22 protein-coding genes and 5 tRNA genes are annotated in these 19,296 nt (G+C 29.2%); 20 read left to right on the plus strand and 7 right to left on the minus strand.

Annotation, left to right across the window (positions count from 1 at the left end):
- The first annotated feature begins 6 nt into the window (after positions 1-6).
- Positions 7-1,680, plus strand: coding sequence for a peptide ABC transporter substrate-binding protein (locus tag DY168_RS06155; protein WP_115640971.1), 1,674 nt, complete (start codon positions 7-9; stop codon positions 1,678-1,680).
- Positions 1,681-1,779: 99 nt separating this feature from the next.
- Here DY168_RS06155 and dapB read toward each other — a convergent pair whose 3' ends face one another.
- Positions 1,780-2,529 carry a 4-hydroxy-tetrahydrodipicolinate reductase gene (gene dapB / locus DY168_RS06160; RefSeq protein WP_115640972.1) on the minus strand — a complete coding sequence of 250 codons (750 nt, stop codon included), beginning with the start codon at positions 2,527-2,529 and terminating at the stop codon, positions 1,780-1,782.
- 11 nt (positions 2,530-2,540) lie between these two features.
- Positions 2,541-3,422: a 4-hydroxy-tetrahydrodipicolinate synthase gene (gene dapA, locus DY168_RS06165; protein ID WP_115640973.1), complete on the minus strand. Its 882-nt coding sequence runs from the start codon at positions 3,420-3,422 to the stop codon at positions 2,541-2,543.
- Positions 3,423-3,670: 248 nt separating this feature from the next.
- On the opposite strand from dapA, the gene DY168_RS06170 reads away from it, so the two are divergent.
- The 8 genes from DY168_RS06170 (at position 3,671) to DY168_RS06205 (ending at position 6,692) form a co-directional block, all read left to right on the plus strand.
- Positions 3,671-3,955 (plus strand): alpha/beta-type small acid-soluble spore protein, encoded by a 285-nt coding sequence (locus DY168_RS06170; protein WP_115640974.1) that lies wholly within the window; start codon positions 3,671-3,673, stop codon positions 3,953-3,955.
- Positions 3,956-4,304: 349 nt separating this feature from the next.
- Entirely contained in the window at positions 4,305-5,048 is a 744-nt protein-coding gene (locus tag DY168_RS06175; RefSeq protein ID WP_242984064.1) for a class I SAM-dependent DNA methyltransferase, read from the plus strand.
- Entirely contained in the window at positions 5,038-5,916 is an 879-nt protein-coding gene (hslO, locus tag DY168_RS06180; RefSeq protein WP_115640976.1) for an Hsp33 family molecular chaperone HslO, read from the plus strand. Before DY168_RS06175 ends, hslO begins: the two co-directional genes overlap by 11 nt.
- Before the next feature lie 238 nt (positions 5,917-6,154).
- A tRNA-Val gene (locus DY168_RS06185) sits at positions 6,155-6,230 on the plus strand.
- A 137-nt stretch (positions 6,231-6,367) separates the two neighbouring features.
- A tRNA-Asp gene (locus tag DY168_RS06190) sits at positions 6,368-6,444 on the plus strand.
- Positions 6,445-6,450: 6 nt separating this feature from the next.
- Positions 6,451-6,526 (plus strand) — tRNA-Phe (locus DY168_RS06195).
- 12 nt (positions 6,527-6,538) lie between these two features.
- A tRNA-Gly gene (locus DY168_RS06200) sits at positions 6,539-6,613 on the plus strand.
- A 4-nt stretch (positions 6,614-6,617) separates the two neighbouring features.
- Positions 6,618-6,692 (plus strand) — tRNA-Cys (locus tag DY168_RS06205).
- 17 nt (positions 6,693-6,709) lie between these two features.
- Here DY168_RS06205 and DY168_RS14635 read toward each other — a convergent pair.
- Both DY168_RS14635 and DY168_RS06210 read right to left on the minus strand, forming a co-directional pair.
- Positions 6,710-6,859 carry a hypothetical protein gene (locus tag DY168_RS14635; protein WP_172556283.1) on the minus strand — a complete coding sequence of 50 codons (150 nt, stop codon included), beginning with the start codon at positions 6,857-6,859 and terminating at the stop codon, positions 6,710-6,712.
- Between the two features lie 104 nt (positions 6,860-6,963).
- Positions 6,964-7,212 (minus strand): hypothetical protein, encoded by a 249-nt coding sequence (locus tag DY168_RS06210; RefSeq protein WP_115640977.1) that lies wholly within the window; start codon positions 7,210-7,212, stop codon positions 6,964-6,966.
- Between the two features lie 35 nt (positions 7,213-7,247).
- Here DY168_RS06210 and DY168_RS14950 point away from each other — a divergent pair, with 35 nt between their 5' ends.
- From DY168_RS14950 to DY168_RS14960, 3 genes are all read left to right on the plus strand, one after another.
- A complete protein-coding gene (locus DY168_RS14950) occupies positions 7,248-7,421 on the plus strand; it encodes a hypothetical protein (protein WP_242984065.1) in 174 nt (57 codons plus the stop codon).
- Between the two features lie 9 nt (positions 7,422-7,430).
- Positions 7,431-7,568 (plus strand): N-acetylmuramoyl-L-alanine amidase, encoded by a 138-nt coding sequence (locus tag DY168_RS14955; RefSeq protein WP_242984158.1) that lies wholly within the window; start codon positions 7,431-7,433, stop codon positions 7,566-7,568.
- A gap of 133 nt (positions 7,569-7,701) precedes the next feature.
- Positions 7,702-7,812: a LysM peptidoglycan-binding domain-containing protein gene (locus DY168_RS14960; protein WP_242984066.1), complete on the plus strand. Its 111-nt coding sequence runs from the start codon at positions 7,702-7,704 to the stop codon at positions 7,810-7,812.
- Positions 7,813-8,837: 1,025 nt separating this feature from the next.
- Here DY168_RS14960 and DY168_RS06230 read toward each other — a convergent pair.
- Positions 8,838-9,224 (minus strand): hypothetical protein, encoded by a 387-nt coding sequence (locus tag DY168_RS06230; protein ID WP_115640980.1) that lies wholly within the window; start codon positions 9,222-9,224, stop codon positions 8,838-8,840.
- 468 nt (positions 9,225-9,692) lie between these two features.
- On the opposite strand from DY168_RS06230, the gene DY168_RS06235 reads away from it, so the two are divergent.
- From DY168_RS06235 to DY168_RS06260, 6 genes are all read left to right on the plus strand, one after another.
- Positions 9,693-9,878, plus strand: a complete 186-nt coding sequence (locus tag DY168_RS06235; RefSeq protein WP_115640981.1) for a hypothetical protein — start codon at positions 9,693-9,695, stop codon at positions 9,876-9,878.
- Positions 9,871-10,665: a UPF0236 family transposase-like protein gene (locus tag DY168_RS06240; protein ID WP_115640982.1), complete on the plus strand. Its 795-nt coding sequence runs from the start codon at positions 9,871-9,873 to the stop codon at positions 10,663-10,665. The genes DY168_RS06235 and DY168_RS06240 overlap by 8 nt, the downstream gene beginning before the upstream one ends.
- 78 nt (positions 10,666-10,743) lie before the next feature.
- Complete coding sequence (locus tag DY168_RS06245) at positions 10,744-11,124, plus strand: hypothetical protein (RefSeq protein WP_115640983.1); 381 nt, start codon at positions 10,744-10,746, stop codon at positions 11,122-11,124.
- Between the two features lie 204 nt (positions 11,125-11,328).
- Positions 11,329-13,518 carry a peptidase domain-containing ABC transporter gene (locus tag DY168_RS06250; protein ID WP_115640984.1) on the plus strand — a complete coding sequence of 730 codons (2,190 nt, stop codon included), beginning with the start codon at positions 11,329-11,331 and terminating at the stop codon, positions 13,516-13,518.
- Positions 13,518-14,954, plus strand: a complete 1,437-nt coding sequence (locus DY168_RS06255) for a beta-barrel domain-containing protein (RefSeq protein ID WP_115640985.1) — start codon at positions 13,518-13,520, stop codon at positions 14,952-14,954. Before DY168_RS06250 ends, DY168_RS06255 begins: the two co-directional genes overlap by 1 nt.
- A 16-nt stretch (positions 14,955-14,970) precedes the next feature.
- Positions 14,971-15,783: a CPBP family intramembrane glutamic endopeptidase gene (locus DY168_RS06260; RefSeq protein ID WP_115640986.1), complete on the plus strand. Its 813-nt coding sequence runs from the start codon at positions 14,971-14,973 to the stop codon at positions 15,781-15,783.
- Between the two features lie 433 nt (positions 15,784-16,216).
- Here DY168_RS06260 and DY168_RS14965 read toward each other — a convergent pair whose 3' ends face one another.
- Positions 16,217-16,954 (minus strand): transposase, encoded by a 738-nt coding sequence (locus DY168_RS14965; RefSeq protein WP_341458805.1) that lies wholly within the window; start codon positions 16,952-16,954, stop codon positions 16,217-16,219.
- Positions 16,896-17,618, minus strand: a complete 723-nt coding sequence (locus DY168_RS14970; protein ID WP_242984067.1) for an IS4 family transposase — start codon at positions 17,616-17,618, stop codon at positions 16,896-16,898. The genes DY168_RS14965 and DY168_RS14970 overlap by 59 nt, the downstream gene beginning before the upstream one ends.
- Before the next feature lie 395 nt (positions 17,619-18,013).
- On the opposite strand from DY168_RS14970, the gene DY168_RS06270 reads away from it, so the two are divergent.
- Both DY168_RS06270 and DY168_RS06275 read left to right on the plus strand, forming a co-directional pair.
- On the plus strand, positions 18,014-18,574 hold the full coding sequence (locus DY168_RS06270; RefSeq protein ID WP_115640987.1) for an RNA polymerase sigma factor: 561 nt from the start codon (positions 18,014-18,016) through the stop codon (positions 18,572-18,574).
- A complete protein-coding gene (locus DY168_RS06275) occupies positions 18,567-19,295 on the plus strand; it encodes a hypothetical protein (RefSeq protein WP_115640988.1) in 729 nt (242 codons plus the stop codon). Before DY168_RS06270 ends, DY168_RS06275 begins: the two co-directional genes overlap by 8 nt.
- The last annotated feature ends 1 nt before the right edge of the window (position 19,296 follow it).

Consider the following 19,296-nt stretch of genomic DNA (forward strand, 5'->3'; position numbering starts at 1 on the left):
AGGGAAATGTTAAAAAGGAATACTAAGATAATAGGTTTATTACTGGCTTTTACTGTAGGTTCAACCATATTTGCGGGCTGTTCTAAAAAAGAAGAAGGTGGCGTTAATAAGAAAACTGACCAGGTGATAGTTTATAACCTAGGTGCAGATCCTAAAACATTAGATCCAGCTTTGAATGCTGCAGTAGATGGTGCTACTGTACTATCAAATGCCTTTGAAGGGTTAACTAAACTAGATAATAAAGATGCTCCAATAGCTGGGGTAGCTGAAAGGTGGGATATTTCTAGTGATGAGCTAGAATATACATTCCATCTTAGAAAAGATGCAAAGTGGTCTGATGGACAGCAAGTAAAAGCTTCTGATTTCGAATATGCATGGAAGAGAGCGTTGGATCCTAATACAGCAGCAGAATATGCTTATCAGTTATATTACCTAAAAAATGCTGAATCTTATAATAGTAAAGAAGCTAAAGATGGCAAGGCAAAGGCTACTGTAGATGAAATAGGGGTAAAAGCTATAGATGATAGCACCCTTAAAGTTACACTTGAATATCCAACAAAATACTTTTTATCACTAACAGCTTTTCCTACTTATTTCCCAGTTAGAAAAGATATAGTAGATAAAAATCCAACAGCTTGGTCTAACGAAGTAAGTAGTTATATTTCTAATGGACCATTCAAAATGTCGGAGTGGAAGCCTAAAGATACTATAACCTTTGTAAAGAACGAAAATTATTGGAATGAGAGTAAGATTAAATTAGAAAAAATAGAGTATAAGATGATTGATGAAGCTACAGCGGCATTGTCAGCATTTAAGACAGGCCAATTTGATATAATAGAATCACCGCCAGCTCAAGAACTACCTAATCTTTTGAAAGATGGGACAGCTAAGATATATCCTAGCCTTGGAACTTATTTTTATTGTTTAAACTTATCTGATAAAGCTGAAGGAGTGGATAAAGAAGCTGCTAAAGCCTTAAAAGATCCTAAAGTTAGAAAAGCTTTAACATTAGCTATAAATAGAAAAGACATAGTTGAAAATGTAACTAAAGGTGAGCAAATACCTGCAGTTAGTTTTGTACCTAAGGGTATAAAAGAAAGCGGAGATAAAGACTTCCAAAACAAAGAATATTACAAACCAGAAGGAAATATAGAAGAAGCTAAAAAGTTATTAGCTGAAGCTGGATATCCAGAAGGGAAGGGATTCCCTACAATACCCTTATCTTACAATACTAATCAAGGACACCAAAATATAGCTCAAGCAGTCCAAGATATGTGGAGAAAAAATTTAGGTATAGAAGTAGAGTTAAAGAATGAAGAGTGGAAAGTCTTCCAAGAATCTAGAAATAATAAAGATTATATAATTGCAAGACATGGCTGGATAGGAGATTACTCAGATCCTATGACATTTTTAGATATGTGGTCATCAACTTCTGGAAATAATGATGCGGCTTATGATAATAAAGATTATGATAAAGCATTAAATAACGCGAAAAATGAATTGGATCCAGCTAAAAGAATGGCATTTTTACATGAAGCAGAAGATCTATTGATGAATGATATGCCAATAGTCCCTATCTACTATTATACAAACATCATATGTCAAAAAGATTATGTTAAGGGTGTAGTGAAATCACCTTTAGGTTTTGTATTCTTTGAAAATGCTTATGTAGAAAAATAAAAGATGGTAAAAATATAAAGAGCACCCAAAAGTGCTCTTTATATTTTTTGGTTTTTGATGTAATAAATTAGATGAGAATTTTAATGAAAAGTCATTATTTTAAAGGTTTATCATATCATCCATATTATACAAACCCTTATATTTATTAGAAATAAATTCGCAAGCCCTTAATGCTCCAACAGCGAAGACATCTCTTGAAATTGCTTTGTGATTAATTTCTATTACCTCACCAGAACCAGCAAAAATAACATCGTGATCTCCTACAATATTACCACCTCTTATAGCGTGCATACCTATTTCATTAGGATCTCTTTTTTTATTGCCTTCTCTACCATAAGTAAGCTCGGTAGAATCTTTAATTGATTCTTGTATGGTATGAGCTAATAAAAGGGCTGTACCACTAGGAGAATCAACCTTTTGATTATGGTGTTTTTCTATAATTTCAATATCAAAGTTTTCATATAAAAAAGGAGCAATGTTTTTTAGAATGTTATTTACTACATTTATTCCTATACTCATATTAGCAGATCTAAATATAGGAATATAGTTACTGTATTCATTTATTAAATCAATATCTTCATTTGAGTATCCTGTAGTGCATAAAACTAAAGCCATTTTTTTTGACCTTGAATATTTAAGAATAGACTTTAGGGCTTCTTTCCTAGAAAAGTCTAGTATTACATCGGCAGTAACATTACAATCCTCAATACTAGAAAATACAGGATAAGAACACTTAGAATCATTTTTATCTATACCTGCAACGAGAACAATATTTTCAAAGTCGCTTAGGCAGCTAGTAACCACTTTGCCCATTTTGCCATTACAACCATTTAGTATTAATTTAACCATAAAATCTCTCCTTATTTCAACAAACCATATTTATGCATTTCATTTTCCAGGGTTTTCAAATTATCGTCTTCCATAGAACATAGAGGTAATCTTAAATGTCCTACATTCATTCCCATTAAATTGAGAGCAGTTTTTACTGGAATAGGATTTGTTTCTATAAATAAAGAATTAGTTAAATCTAATGATTTAAGCTGAACATCTAACGCTTCATCTACCTTGCCATCAAGGTATAGATGACACATATCATGTACATCTTTTGGAATTATATTAGCTAAAACTGATATTACACCTATACCTCCTAATGATAATATAGGTATTATTTGATCGTCATTTCCAGAATAAATGTCTATTTTGTCTTTGCAAAGTGCCTTATATTTAGCTACCTGAGAAATGTCCCCACTAGCTTCTTTAACTGCAACTACATTTTTAAGCTTTGTAAGTTCTAATAATGTATTAGGTGTGATATTCATTCCGGTCCTTCCAGGAACATTATAAAGTATTATAGGTGTATTCACTTCGTTAGATATAGCCGTAAAATGAGCTATAAGACCTTTGTTACTAGTTTTATTGTAATAAGGGGTTATAACTAAAAGACCATCTACACCAATAGATTCAGCCCATTTGCTCATTTCTATAGAGACTTTTGTATCGTTAGTACCTGTCCCTGCAATAACAGGAATTCTTTTATTTATAGTATCTACTGTAAACTTTATAACTTCTTTTTTTTCTAAGGTAGACATAGTTGAAGCCTCGCCAGTAGTGCCACAAATAATTATGGCATCTGTATTAGAATCTACATGCCATTCTAGTAATTCCTTTAATTTATCAAAATCTACGCCTTTTTCATTAAATGGTGTAACAATAGCTACTCCAGACCCTTTGAATAACGCCATAAAGATCCCTCACTTTTTATATTTATTTATATAAAAGATATATCTTTTATACTTTCTTTATATTACATTATATAGTTAATAGTGATAAAAATATATACTTTCTTTTGATTTTGATGTTATTTTTACAGTTTAAGAGTTAAATTTATTAGTATATAAAGTATAGCTTAAGGTAAATTCCACTATGAATATATTTTCTATATTGGGTAAAGCTAATATAGAAAATATAGACTTAAAAGGGGAGATATCGTATGGGAAAACCTGAGTTGAAAAAGGTTATAAAATCAAAAATAAAATCTAGCAAAGAACTTAGTGCTGCAGAAAAGTTAAGAGAAGAATTAAAATATGAAATAGCAGAAGAACTAGGGCTTAAAAACAAAGTTACATCATTAGGCTGGTCATCACTTACCTCTGAAGAAACTGGTAGAATAGGTGGTATAATGACTAAAAGGAAAAAAGAAATGAAAATCCCTACTAATAAAGAAATACTAGAAAGCCTTGAGAAAGATAAAATATTAGAAAAATTAAAGAAATAAAAAGATAATATATTATAGAAAGTTAAAAATCAAAAAGATAAGAATTATAAAGATAAAAAAACAGATAATATAACAAATAAAACTTAAATAAATAATAAAAGATTTAGATAAGGGGTATAATGTAGTTGACTAAATAACAAATTATATATGATAATGATTAATATGATTTTATATAATACGGATGATAAAACTTACTTTAATAAATTATCTGTAGTATTAATTAAATATAAAAAGATAGATGGGGAGGAGTTATAATAAAACCTAGATTATATAATAATTAGAATAAACATTAATTGTTATGTATTATATAAGTTTTAGATAACGCATGAATATGGAGAGCTACACAAAAATGTCCGAAGTTTATGATAAACTTATAAAGGAAGATGTGGACTATAACTTATTTTCTGATAAAATAATGGAAGTTGTAGAGAAGTTAAATATAAATAAAGGGGATTATCTTGATGTGGGCTGTGGAACAGGCAGCTTATCACTAATTATATCCCCTAAATTTAAATGTACCTGGCTTGTTGACTACTCATCATCTATGTTATCGGAAACCTTTAACAAGTTTAAAGATGAAAATTTAAAACCAACGATAATATGTCAAGATATGTGTGATTTAAACCTTAAACATAAATTTGACCTTATTACCTGCACTTTAGATGCAGTAAACTATATTATAGGAGAAGATGATCTTCAAAGGTTCTTTAATAACATATATCAGCATCTTAATGAAGGTGGAATATTTATTTTTGACATAAACTCTTATTATAAGTTAAGTAGTGTTTTAGGAAATAATACATTTGTATATGATGAAGAAGATATATTTTATACATGGGAAAATAGTTTTGAAGAAGATATACTAGATATGTACCTTACATTTTTCTTGAAAAAGGATAACTTTTATGAAAGATTTGAGGAAACACATTCTGAAAGGGCTTATAGAGATTCAAAAATAGAAGATATGCTTCATAATGCTAATTTAATAGTAGGGGACAAGCTAGATTGTTATTCATCAAAAAAAATAGATGACTACACAGAAAGAATAGTATATGTAGTTAAAAAGAATATGGAGGAACAAAATGGAAGATAGATTAATTAGAGGTATAGCAAAAGACGGTATGATAAGAATAATAGCTGCAAGCACTACGAATCTTGTAGATGAGGCTACAAAAATACATAATTGTACGCCTACAGCAGCAGCAGCTCTTGGAAGACTTCTAACAGCGGGGACACTTATGGGTGTAATGTCAAAATCAAAGAAAGATAAATTAACCCTTCAAATGTCAGGGGGAGGACCTGCTGAAAGTCTAACAGTTACAGCATATAGTGATGGAACTGTTAAAGGATATATAGGTAATCCTAATATTGATATCCCTCTTAACGATAAAGGTAAATTAGATGTAGGGTCAGCTATAGGAAAAAAAGGTAATCTTACGGTGATAAGAGACCTAGGTCTTAAAGAACCTTATGTAGGACAAGTGCCTATATATACAGGTGAGGTAGGGGATGACCTAGCCTATTACTTCACAGTTTCAGAACAAACACCTTCAGCTGTGGCTTTAGGGGTGTTAGTAGATACTGACTACAGTATAAAAGCTTCTGGTGGATTTATAATACAAATGATGCCAGGGGCGGATGAACTTGTAGCGGACCTCCTTACCTATAGGTTAGAAGAAATAGATTCAATAACAGAAATGTTATCAAAGGGAATGAATATTGAAGAGATAATTAAATATATCTTTGAAGACATGGATTTAAAGATTATTGATTCTCTTACTCCAAAATTCAAATGTGATTGCTCTAGGGAAAGAGTAGAAAAGGCATTGATTAGTATCGGAAGAAAAGACTTGGAAGAAATATATGATGATGGAAAAATAGAAGAGCTTAAATGTCACTTTTGTAATAAAGCATATTTATTCAAGCATGAAGATATAGGAGGATTATTACAAAATATATAATCACAAAAACAGTTATGTTTCATATATATAAGATATACATAAATTTATGTATATCTTATATATATGTATAAAATTATAGACTCATAAGGTTATCTTAGCTTATGAATATAGAATATAGAGTCATGGAGTATAGAGCTAAATTTATATCTATAAATGCAAAAAAAATAAATCTAAAAAGAAAACTGTGAATTTATATATTGACAACCCTTAAAAATAGTATTATAATAAAAATGGTTGAGGGCGCATAGCTCAGCTGGGAGAGCATCTGCCTTACAAGCAGAGGGTCACAGGTTCGAGCCCTGTTGTGCCCACCATTTTATTTTTATCCTATATCTACTATATTTATACATAAGTCTTTTAAGACTAAGTTTTATATAGTGACGATATTGGACTAGAATTCTAAGTTTTTGATAAAGTTTAAACTTTACTCTAATTAGGAATTCCAATTTATGGCCTAGTAGCTCAGTTGGTTAGAGTGCCGGCCTGTCACGCCGGAGGTCGAGGGTTCGAGTCCCTTCTGGGTCGCCATAAAGTGGCTGGATAGCTCAGTCGGTAGAGCAGAGGACTGAAAATCCTCGTGTCCCTGGTTCGATTCCTGGTCTAGCCACCAAAAAAACATGTTGCGGGAGTGGCTCAGTGGTAGAGCGTCACCTTCCCAAGGTGAACGTCGTGGGTTCGAATCCCATCTTCCGCTCCAATAAGGCGCTATAGCCAAGTGGTAAGGCAAAGGTCTGCAAAACCTTTATTCCCCGGTTCAAATCCGGGTGGCGCCTCCATAACAAAACCCTTGAAACTACAATGTTTCAAGGGTTTTATTAATTTCATAATCTTTATTTACCTTAAAGAAGACACATTCTAAAAGTTCCCTTTCACTAGGAGATAATTTACTCATTAAACTTTTTAGTTTAGAACTATATAGCATATCAGAAATATAGTCAGCCATATCATTTATATCACTTGTTAGTACATTTTCAAGATGGCCATCTAATATGAAAGCTCCTGGACCTTGAGTTTTTTCTCTTCTAACAGATATCCTAATTAAATTATTTACTGAGTTTTAATAGCATTGGTAGCATAGGCCACAAATCTATGTTTATCACAATCATATACCTTAATGCACTTAAAAAGTGTTCCGTAACATTCATTTTTTATATCTTCAAATTCATAGGAATTTATAAAGGATTTCTTAGAAAGATTTAGTATAAAGGGAGTAAATTCAGCTGATAGTTCTTCTTTTGCAGAAAGGTATCCATTTTTAGCTAGTTTAACTAAATTTTCAAATTTAACATAATACATAAATTTTACCACCTTCCTTTTCTAGAATATATGCTTTGAAGGCATATATTCTAGTTGAAGAGGTGATGAAAATGAGTAAAAATTTAACTTTAGCCATTGATGTTGGCCACAATGTAGATTTTGATGGAGGAGTTGTTGGTATAAGGGATGAAAATAGCTTGAATTATGAGGTTGGTACTAAGCTAATTGAAGAATGTAGAACTGCATAAATAAATGTAATTAACTGTACACCAAGTAGTTCTACAAGTTTATATGATTCTTTAAGCCAAAGGACAAATGCAGCAAATAATAATGTTGCTGATTTCTTTATATCTATCCATCATAATGTAACCTTAGGAGGACATGGATGGCTATGATACTTCAAAAGTAGCACATGCAATATTTATAGGCATCTGTAAAGCTTTCGATATTCATATGCAATAACAACAAGAAAAAGAACAGGAGCCAGTTTCAGATTCAATATACTACACTGTGGTACAGGGGGATACTTTGTGGGCTATATCAAAAAGATATGGAGTAACATTAAAGGATATTGTTAGTTTGAATGATATTCCCAATGTGAATTTAATAATACCAGGACAAAAAATAGGGGTAAAATAAGCATCAGTGGGTGAGACCACATTTAATAAAAAAAGCTATTGAGCCCATTAAAGTTCAATAGCTTTTTAATCTTTTAAGTTAATAATTTGGGATATTTCTATTTTCAAATATAAATTGTTTTACTTCGACTTTGGTGAGAAGCAAAACAATTGTAACACGTGATAATTGTTTTGAAGAAAAAAGTAAAAGAATTATGCAATTAGAAGATGAAAATATAATTTCAGATACAGAAAAGATATAATCACTTGATTTATTCAATCTACGTTTAGAGTTTTAATATTTGAAGAGTCAGAAAAAAATTTCAGTGGTAGTTACTGGAAAACAATGTTTTTAAAAAATAAAATGTACGTTATATTAAATCATGTAGATTAAGAAAAATATTTAATTTAGTGATCTATGAAAAATAAATTTTAACTTTCGCTACGATTAGAGGGTCGGTTGAAGTTTCTACAATTTATTATTGTAGTTTATTATTTAACTTTATAAGGTTAAGGCTTTTAATAATAACACCAAAAGCAATAAGCATTAAAACATAGCTTGAGGAAAAACTAATAACCATATTAAAATCATTTGGTAAATTTATAAATTTTATAAAAACAAATATCATATTAAAAAGAAGAAATATAGTTGTAAGTACATTAATAATATTATTACAAATAGAATTAATTTTATTAAATTTAGTTAAAAATACAATTATAATGCAGTATATTGAATAATATAAAAAAACAATCCATTTTTCACTCACAGAAGTTTTTATATCTCGTGGTAATAATTGTAAATCAAATATGTTATTGCAATATTTTAATGCAGTTATCCCTATAAAAATTGAAATAATAAAAAAAAACATTTTAGATATTGTATATAATTTTTTTCTCATAGAAAATATTACTCCTTTTTCATATTTTTTTCAATATAGAATATCCCCCTTTTAAATAGATTTTAACAGTATCTTTATACTGTATATACTTAAAAAGGGGATATTGATTTTAAGGTATATAGGGGGTTGAATATTTAATTTTACCCCATTACTTAGATTGCATATACAAATATAATAATTGCCTTATTGTACTTAAATTATTTTGAATCGATATATTTCGTAATATCTCCCAAAGAAATATTGCTAATAATAAAAAACATAAAGAAGTTACTTGAACTATATTTAAAGAAGCAATATTAAAAAAAAGTACAACAGACATAGTAGTTAAAATTGCATAGACAATAGTTAAAAAAGTCTCACGTTTTATTTTGCCAGAGTTTATAATATAATTTATTTTGTTGTTTTCTAAAGTAATTTCTATTGTTGTTTTAAAATCTAACTTGGTTGTTATTGTTTTTTCCTGTTTAACTGTATCAAAACCTGATTTTTCAAGAATATCATATACAGTTTCAATGTTTATATTTTTAAAATTCATTCGAACACCTCAAATATATAATATTATTTTAATAGAATTAAAATAATTATTGATTAATTGAACCGTATAAAATTCCGCCGCCTGTTACTGCAAGACCAGCTCCACCTAGTTGACCACCAGGTATCGCACATGCTAATCCACCAAGAATAGTTATTCCACCACCAACAACTACACCCTTCTAATTAACACCACCGTCAATTGTACATAAATCATCATTTTGTAATGTTTCAAATTTAGAATTGTTTAAATTTCGCATAAATAATACCTCTATATAAAATTATTAATTAAGAAAAATATACCATGTAATATTATTGAAGTCAAGGTTAAATAAAGTTAGAGTATAATTTTAGTAGGCAGAACTAGTATAAAAAACTATATAAATAAAAGGAGATGCAAAAACATCTCCTAAGTACATAAATTATCCATTATAATTTTATTATCTAGACAAAACTGAATGGAGTTGAATTTATGTATAATGTTAGTTTAAATGAAAACGGCTTAACTTTCAAGGAAATAGAGAAAAAGATTTATAAGATAGTTTGTGATGAAGCCTGCAATGTTTTAAAAAGTGTGTTGGAAACTTTAGATGAAAAGATACTTAAAGAAAGAGATATTAAAGTATATAGAAATAGGTACTTAAAAAGACTTGTTTAAGAACGATTATGGGGATGTTGAATATTCAAGACGTATCTATCAGTTTGAACTTGAAGATGGTAAAACAGCTACTAAGTTCCTTTTAGATGAGTATCTAGGCATGGACACTATAGGGAATGTATCTATAAATCTTGTAGAAACTATTTTAACAAACGTGTCAGAAGTATCTTTTGGAAAAACAGCCGAAAATATAAAAACAATGTGTAATCAGGAAATTAGTGCTCAAGGAGTTTGGAACATAGTTCAAACGGTTGGAGAAAAGATAAATGAACTAGAAAAGCGTAAGATTGAACTAAATAAAAAAGGTGCGTTGAAAGGCAAAAAGGAAGTACCAGTTCTATTTCAGGAGCAAGACGGGGTATGGTTATCCATTCAGGGAAAAGATAGACCAAAGGGTAAGAATAGAAAAAAAGAACTTAAATTAGCAGTATCTTATACAGGTTGGAAGTTGCGTCCAGGCAGTAAAAAAGAATATGCTGTTATTGATAAAACTGTTTGTGCAAGTTTTAATAGTTCTAGCCACTTTAAAAAAGTTGCGGAAGCAACCATTGCTGAAAAATATAATGTTGATGAAATAGAAACTAGGATATTAAATGGAGATGGCGCAAAGTGGATAAAAGCAACCTGTGAAGATCAAGATATACACTTTGAGTTGGATCCATTTCATATTAGCCAAGCAATTATTCGAAAAGTAAGTGATCAAGTGATTCTTAGACTTAGGTGGAGTTTGCTTATAAGGAATACATATCTCCATCAAAGTCTTAGAAGAACTTATCCAGGGGCGTAGCAGCCGTCATCCCCATCTTGAAGAGGATAGGGGCGTTACGGATGGTAGCCATCGGATAAAAAAGAACAGAAAGTCTTATTGAAGTTATTTAGGCAAGGAAAAGTTGATGAAGGATTAGAATTAATTGTTGACATGATGATAGAAAATAATAAAGATGAAGTTGTTTTTAAAAAACTTACAGAACTATACGACTATTTTGTGCATAATAAAGAGGGGCTAGTTCCATATAAATTAAGAGACAATATAACTATGCCTACGGCACCCGAAGGCCTTATAGATACTGTAATTCTTGAAATACCTTTATCCGCTTCCGCGGTTAATAAAAAGGGTACGAAATCTAAAGAATATAAGATACATACCGCACCTATTCCTTATAGTGGGGACCCGGTTAGTTTAGGAAGAAAGGTAATGCAAAAACTTTGTGGATTAAAAGGATTTGGAAGTTTTAGCTACAATTAGAAGTAAAAATGGGTAGGGTAAATTATAAATACCCCATGTAAAGTAATGGATAATAAATTAAATAAAATAGATGCCCACTTTTACTTGATTCAAACTTAAATAAATAAAATTTTGTAATTTAATGCATTTTAGTGTACAATTATGTCATATATTATATTAAAGAGGAGATGACAATTATAAAAAAAAAGCAAATTTGAAAAATATATATGTATAAAACAACATGACATTAAAGACTGTGGATGTGCTTGTTTAGTTACTATATGTAAACAGCATGGATTAAAGTATCCTATATCAAAGATAAGAGAAGTTGCTGGAACTGATAAACAAGGAACTAGTGCATTTGGAATAATTAAGGCTGCAGAACAGCTAGGATTTACAGCTAAAGGGGTTAATGTCAATAAACCTGATGATATATTTACTGAGTTCCCACTTCCGGCTATTGCACATGTTGTAGTAGATGGATCACTACTTCATTATGTTGTTATACATAAAATAACTAAGGAGCAAATAATAGTTGCCGATCCTGCTAAAGGAATTGTTAAATATAAACCTGAAGACTTCTTTAAAATATGGACAGGCATAATACTTTTAATGACACCAACAACAAAGTTTACTAAAGGAAATGAAACAAAGGGTTTATTTAATAGATTCTTTTCCTTACTTAAACCTCAAAAAAGACTTTTGGTTAATATATTTTTAGCATCAATACTTATAACTATTTTAGGTATAGGTGGCTCATTTTATTTTAAGTTTTTATTAGATGACATAGTTCCTAATAATTTAACAACAACATTACATATTTTTTCTATAGGTATAGTGTTACTTACAGTATTTAAGGTATTAACAGAAGCATTTAGAACTCAACTTTTAATACATTTAGGTCAAAAGTTAGATATTCCATTAATGCTTGGTTATTATAATCATGTTATAAATCTTCCAATGAACTTTTTTGGAACTAGAGAAGTTGGCGAGATTATTTCAAGATTTAATGATGCTTCAAAAATAAGAGATGCAATCTCAGGTGCAACGTTAACTATGATGATAGATACCTTTATGGTGATTATAGGAGGTATAATCCTCTATAATCAAAATCACACTTTATTTGCACTGACAATAATACCAGTTATACTTTATGGAATTATAGTTTTTAGTTTTAAAAAAGCTATTGAAGAAGTGAATAGAGAAACTATGCAAAGTAATGCAAAGCTTACGTCTTATTTGGTAGAGTCTTTAAATGGTATAGAAACAGTTAAGGCATTTAATGCTGAGAGAGAAGTTAATTTGGAAACTGAAAAAAGATTTGTTAAACTTATAAAAAATGTATTTAAAAATGGATTTATAAATAATTTACAGGGATCTTTAAAAAGTGGAGTAAAAGCAATATTTGCTATAGTAATTTTATGGCTTGGAGGAATGCAAGTTTTAAAGGGCAATATATCTATGGGAGAGCTATTAACCTTCAATGCTTTACTTGCTTATTTTTTAAGTCCTATTGAAAATATTATAAACTTACAACCAATGCTTCAAACTGCTGTAGTTGCAGGGGAAAGACTTGGAGAAATACTAGACTTAGAACTTGAAAAGAGTGTTGATGAAGATAAGAAAATAAATCCACAATCTTTAAAGGGCACTATTGAATTTAAAGGTGTAGATTTTAGATATGGAACAAGACAACTAGTTTTAAAGGATATTAATTTTAATATTAAACCAGGAGAAAAAATAGCTCTGGTAGGAGAAAGTGGATCAGGTAAAACAACTTTAGTTAAAATCCTTATGAAGTTTTATGAACATGAGAAGGGTGAACTTTTAATTAGTGGATACAACATAAAAGATATTAATATTGAATCACTAAGAGATAAGATAGCTTATATATCTCAAGAAACCTTTTTATTTAATGGTACGATTATAGAAAATATGTCATTAGGTAATCCATATTTAACATATGAGGAGATAATAGAAGCATGTAAAAAAGCTCAGATACATGATTTTGTAAATTCTCTGCCTTTAAGATATAACACTATGATTGAAGAAAATGGGTCAAACTTTTCAGGTGGACAAAAACAAAGATTTTCTATAGCAAGAGCCATACTTAGAAAGCCTGAAATATTAATAATGGATGAAGCTACTAGTAGTTTAGATTCTATAACAGAAAAATCCATAGAAAAAACTATGAATGAATTTAGTGAAGGAATAACTACCATAGTAATAGCTCATAGATTAAGTACTATTATGAGATGTGATACTATTTATGTTATGGATAAGGGAGAAATTAAAGAAAGTGGTAGTCATAAAGATTTATTAAAAACAGGTGGTATGTACTATGAACTATGGAAAGACCAACTTCCTGAAGTGTACTATGAAGAAGTAGCGGCAACTAAGGAGGTGGGTAAATAATGAAATTTGTAGTTCAAGATATAAAAGATATTACAGATAGCAGGGAATTATTAGAATCAAAGCCACATCATTTTACAAGTATATTTATCTACCTTGTTTTAACAATAATATGTAGTGCATTAGTGTGGTGCTGGTTTAGTGAAAAAGAACTAGTGGTTAAAACTAGTGGTATCGTAAGACCTAGTGAAGAAATATATAAAGTTGCTAATATGGCAACTAGCAAAGTTGAAAGTATAAGTTTTAAAAATGGACAAGTAGTAAAATTAGGGGATATACTTTACACCTTAGAACATACTGAAATAGATTTGCAAAAAAAATCAATTGAAGAAAAAGCAGAAACTTTAAAGCAAGATGTAGAAAATTTAAAGAAATTGAAAAAATGTATTTTAGATGACAAAAATTATTTTGATAAAAATAATGAAAAGGAAAAAGATTATTATAATAAATATTTAAATTATGAAAAAGGTAATAGTCTTTCACTTTCCGATTCTAACAGTATAGAAGATGCAAAAAATGATTTAAATTCAAAAATAGATGCTTATGATTTACTACAAAAATCAGTAAATGAAGATAAAAGTTATGTACCGACAAATACACTGTATTCTGAACAATATAATAACTATAAAATCTCACAAAAGCAGTTTAAAGATAAAATAGAAGATGCCCAAAAGCTATATGATTATTTAAAGTTAAATAAGGATGCTGACAAAAATTCAGTTTTACAAGCTGAAAGTACATTGAATTCTTGCAAAACTGAATTAGATAAGTTTACAAGTGATTATAAACTTAAAATTAATTCAACCATAGAAGAATTAAAAAGTAAAAATAAAGAATTAGATAGTAGTTTAAACAAAATAAATGATACTGGAGCCTTAAACAAAGAAAAAAATAAATCCACAACTTCAGTACAAAATGATGACGGCATAAAAGCTAATGAAGAGAAATTAAAGGATTTAGAAGAAAATTTAAAAGCAATAAATATGAGTATTGAAAAATGTACAATTAAAGCTTCAAATGATGGTATTTTAGATACTCAAGTTGATTTAAATATAGGTGATGTTGTCCAAGCAGGAACTATAGTTGCAAATATACTTCCAAATGAATCTAAATATAAAGTTAATTTATTTATAGCTGATAAGGATATTGCAAATATAAAAGATGGGCAAAATATAAAATACAGCTTTCCATCATTACCTTACAAAGAATATGGATTTTTAAATGGAAAAGTAGAAAAAATAAGTGCTGATTCTAAGGTGAATAAATCAAATGGTATTAGTTTTTATACTGCTGAATCATATATTGATGTAAGTAAGGTATATAGCCATAAGGGAGAAGAATCAGAGATTAAAAATGGGATGACATGTGAAGCTCAAATTGTAACTAGAAAAGAAAAAATGCTTTACTATTTATTAGAAAAATTAAATCTAAAAGATTAAAAAGAAGAATTAAATTATGAAAAAATATTTAAGAACAATTAGAAACATAACATTCTTTGGAGGACTATATTTTATTGTACAGATAATTTGTAGTATCATTTTTGGAATTACTTATGGTATTACTCATAGAAATACTGAATTTAAAAAATTAATGGAAGATACTCAAAAAGCTACTATAGATAGCGTTTATATTTTAACTCTTATTGCAGCGTTAATAACATTTGTTATTTATATATTAGTATTGAGAAATAAGCAACAAAACTTATGGCAAAGATGTAATTTTAAAAAAATAGACTTATCAAATATGTGGAAAATAGTTATTATAGCAATAAGTGTTTCTGCTTTTAGTAGCTCTATAGTTTATTTAATGGCAGATAAATTTGAGAGTTATAATAAGGTTAATAATAGTATAGCTAGTGCATATGGATCTATTTTATCTATGTTATGTATTTTAATATTAATACCTATCTTTGAAGAAATATTATTTAGAGGATTAATATTTAACGAGTTAAAGAAAACCTCCAATATATATTTGGCTATAATATTGCAAGCAGTAATTTTTGCAATATTCCATGGAAATATGCTTCAAGGTATATATACCTTTTTATTAGGAGTGATTTTAAGTCTAATATATATATGGACAAACTCTCTATTAGGAAATATATTGTGTCATATAATATATAATTTATGTGGAGTAATTTTGATCCCGATAGCATTATATTATACAAGTAGTTTTGTATATGTATATATGATAAAAGTACTATTGGTTACAATAGTACTTTTATTGTGCGCCCGGCATGGGCGCAATCTAATGGGTGAAAGTCCCTAGCACGGGTTAATAGTGCCAAGTGCATAGCTTAAGACAAGGGTGTCCACCGCGAGGTGGAATCTGAAGGAAGTCGGCGGCCAAACTCTGGTCTGACGAACAGAAACTACACATAAGGCATATGTTTGTGGGTAAGTTTGCAATACAAAACGAAGCCCAAAACTATTCAAAACAGGCGGTGTAAATGTAGCAGATAGATGGAGTGAAAGATTGCGTTCTTACCCCATAGCCATCAAGCTAATTCAGCCAATAAATTACAATTGATTTGATGGCTATATTTAATACTAGTTGGAAATTAGTCCAAATACAAATTAATACATAAATTCATATAGTAGTAATTCACCTGATTAATTAGGTAACTTTAATAAAAGTGACAAATTCACGCACCAATAAAAGGTTAGTAATGGATATTATTCCTTGATTATATTGCCACTTCTTACAAATCATCAACTGATATCTTTAGATAATCTAATATATCAGTGACTATTTTCCGACCTTTTTTTCTTGATTTTTTTCCTAACTTCCGAATTGTATTAATTATTGTTTTTATCAACTTTAAAATAGCTAGTTCACCTTTAAAAATTTCAATTTTTAAAGTGCTAAAAAACTCTGTAACTACACAAAAAGATTTTAACTCACTTATTTCATTATTATCTTCTTCATAAATAATATTTCTAGCTGAAAAAACTATTGTAGATGAGAGTATTAATGCAATTAGCCTTCCATATAAAAAACACTTGAATCTTTCTATCTTTACCGGTTTTACGTTATCAATTTTAAATATTGATTTCCATATTTTAAACATTATCTCTACTTGCCATCTTAAAGAATAAACATCATGTATTTCTTCTGTAGCTAGTATATTTTCAGGCACATTAGTTATATATACATTTACTCCATTCCAAGCTAAACTTCTATCATTTATGTTGCCACGATCTCTTTTTACTGCTTTTATAAGTTTATTTTTTCTTTTTTCCTTGTTTTCTTCAGATAATTTAGTTATAATTAATCTGCTTTTTAGTTCCTTTTTGGAACCAATGTAGATATCTTTAAGCTCTATTGTTTGACCATCGGCTAATGGTTTTATGAGCTCAAAGATATCTATTTTTATGTATTCAGTTGATTTTAATATTTCTCCCTTTGAGTTTCTTTGGGGGATTGGGATTTTTCTTATATATGACTGTAGTACTTTTTAACTTAGAAATAAAGAATGCACCTTTAGCATCTATTTGCTTTAGATAATCGAGTTTATAATAGCCTAAATCCGCCAACCGAAGGTCTCCAGCTTCAGTATACTTATCCATAACTTCAACATATTTACCGTCGCTTGCTGTTCCATTATAAGTATCACAACATAAAAAGCTTCCAGATAATAAATCATATTGTAGCTGTATTTTTATTGCAGCTTTTGAGCTTGAGCCTCCAGAGCCTTTAAATTCATTGTAGAACTTACTAGGTAAGCCATAGCTAGTAGAGTCATTTACAAGGATTCTACTAAAATTTAATTTTCTATGAGGATGACTTAGTATCTTATTTTGACTTAGCATCATATTATTAAAAACTTCTCGCATAAATTGTACTGAATACTCATTAAATCTTTCATTAAGTGCTTGTGGAGAAATTTCTAAATTATATTGAGCAGCAAGCCTTGCACTTAATGTACTTAAAGATTTACTGCATATATCCTCGCTTAAAAAAGTGTTAAAAGCTAAAAATGTTTCAGCGGTGATTTTGCTTCTTCTTCTAACAAATTTTGTCTTTTTACTAAGCTTATCTAAGAGTTTAAGTGAAAAAACTTCTTTTATATTATTTATAAGTATCTTTAATCTTTTGTGCATATTTTATGGTATCCTTTCTGGTCTAATAATTCCCTAAAAGTTATACCATAAAACAGATAATGGGTTTCTTAGCTTGATGGCTATGGGTTCAAATCCGGGTGGCGCCTCCATAAAATCACTTATATTGTGATACAATGTAAAGTCCTTGATTTCAAGGGCTTTTTTTGTTGTATCACGAATACCACATCTATTAATAAATTCTCTAAGGCAAGTGGTGGTAAATGATAGCGTAGTGGTTTTATAATATATCAAAGCGAAAGATAAGAAAATATTAAAAAGATAAGAAAATATAAGTTTTTTAAAACTATTTTTAAAGCGATTACGAATACTAGTATGTACCGGTAATAAACAAATAAATAAATATATATACAGTAGATTCACAAAAGGAGGTAAAGATGCTAGACCATGAACTGAAGCTCATAAAAAACATTCAGAAAAAAGGCCACAGAGAATCTGCTAATATACTTATTAAAGGCTATTACAGTGAAATTTATGGCTATGTCTTTAAGCAAACCTCCTGTAGACAATTAGCAGCAGATATAACCCAAGAGATTTTTATTAGTATGATTAGGTCTATAGACAATTATAATGTGGAAAGATGTTCTTTTAGAACTTGGATATATAAGATAGCTAGTAATAAGATAATTGACTACTATAGGTCAAAAAGCTATAAACAATGGACAAGCTCAAAGACTATAGATGGGATAGAACTTAAGGCTAAAGGGGATATAGAGGATGATTTTATAAAACGAGAAAGAGTAAAAGATATTTTAGTTATAGTTAATAGTTTTGAAGCTAATCTTCAGCAAATTTTTAGAATGAAGATTTTTGCTGATATGACCTTTAAGGATATAGGAAATGCTTTGGATTTAAATGAATCTACTGTAAAAACGAAGTATTATAGCATGCTAAAAAAGATTAGAATAATGGATAAGGAGGAAACCGCGAATGAGTGATTTAGAAATCAACATGGATGAAATCTTAGACAAAGGTTTAAAAGGGAAAGAGAGTTTCTTTTCATATTTAAAAGCTATTAGAAGTGAACTAGGCTTTAAATATATATTTCATGATAAAAGTGAGTTAATATTTATTATAGTACTTTTAGTAGCCGTCTTTAGCTTCTTTGGTTTGCAATTTAATACGAGTAACAGCCGTGAAATATATTTTGCTTATAGGCTCAAAGTTTACACCTTTTCCACTGCTCCTATTTTTTACTTTTTTATTTGCTCTTATAGCTTTATAAGTAGTAGAGTTCATGGGATTTACGAACTTCAGGCTACTTGTAAATATAACTTTTATAATATCACAGCTATAAGAATGTTTATTTTTAGCATAGTAGCTATGATTATAAACACCTTGATTGTAGTTATGATGTTTTTGGTAAAAAGAAATTTCAATGTGATGGAGATTATAATAGTGTCCATATCAGCCTTGTTTATATTTTCTACATTATATATATTAGTTCTAATAAATTTTAAAGGTAGGTCATATAAGTACTTAATAATGTCATTATGGTTATGTTTACCTATGCTAATGGTACTTGATGTTACTAATAAACCTATAAAGTTATTAGATGAAATACCCTTATATATTCATCTAATAATCACTTTTATAACGGCATTAATATATATAAAGAATTTAAGAAAGCTTATAAAGGTTAAGAGAGGAGAAATTTAAA

Origin of the sequence: Clostridium putrefaciens (genome assembly GCF_900461105.1) — a bacterium.
GTDB classification, from domain to species: domain Bacteria; phylum Bacillota; class Clostridia; order Clostridiales; family Clostridiaceae; genus Clostridium_L; species Clostridium_L putrefaciens.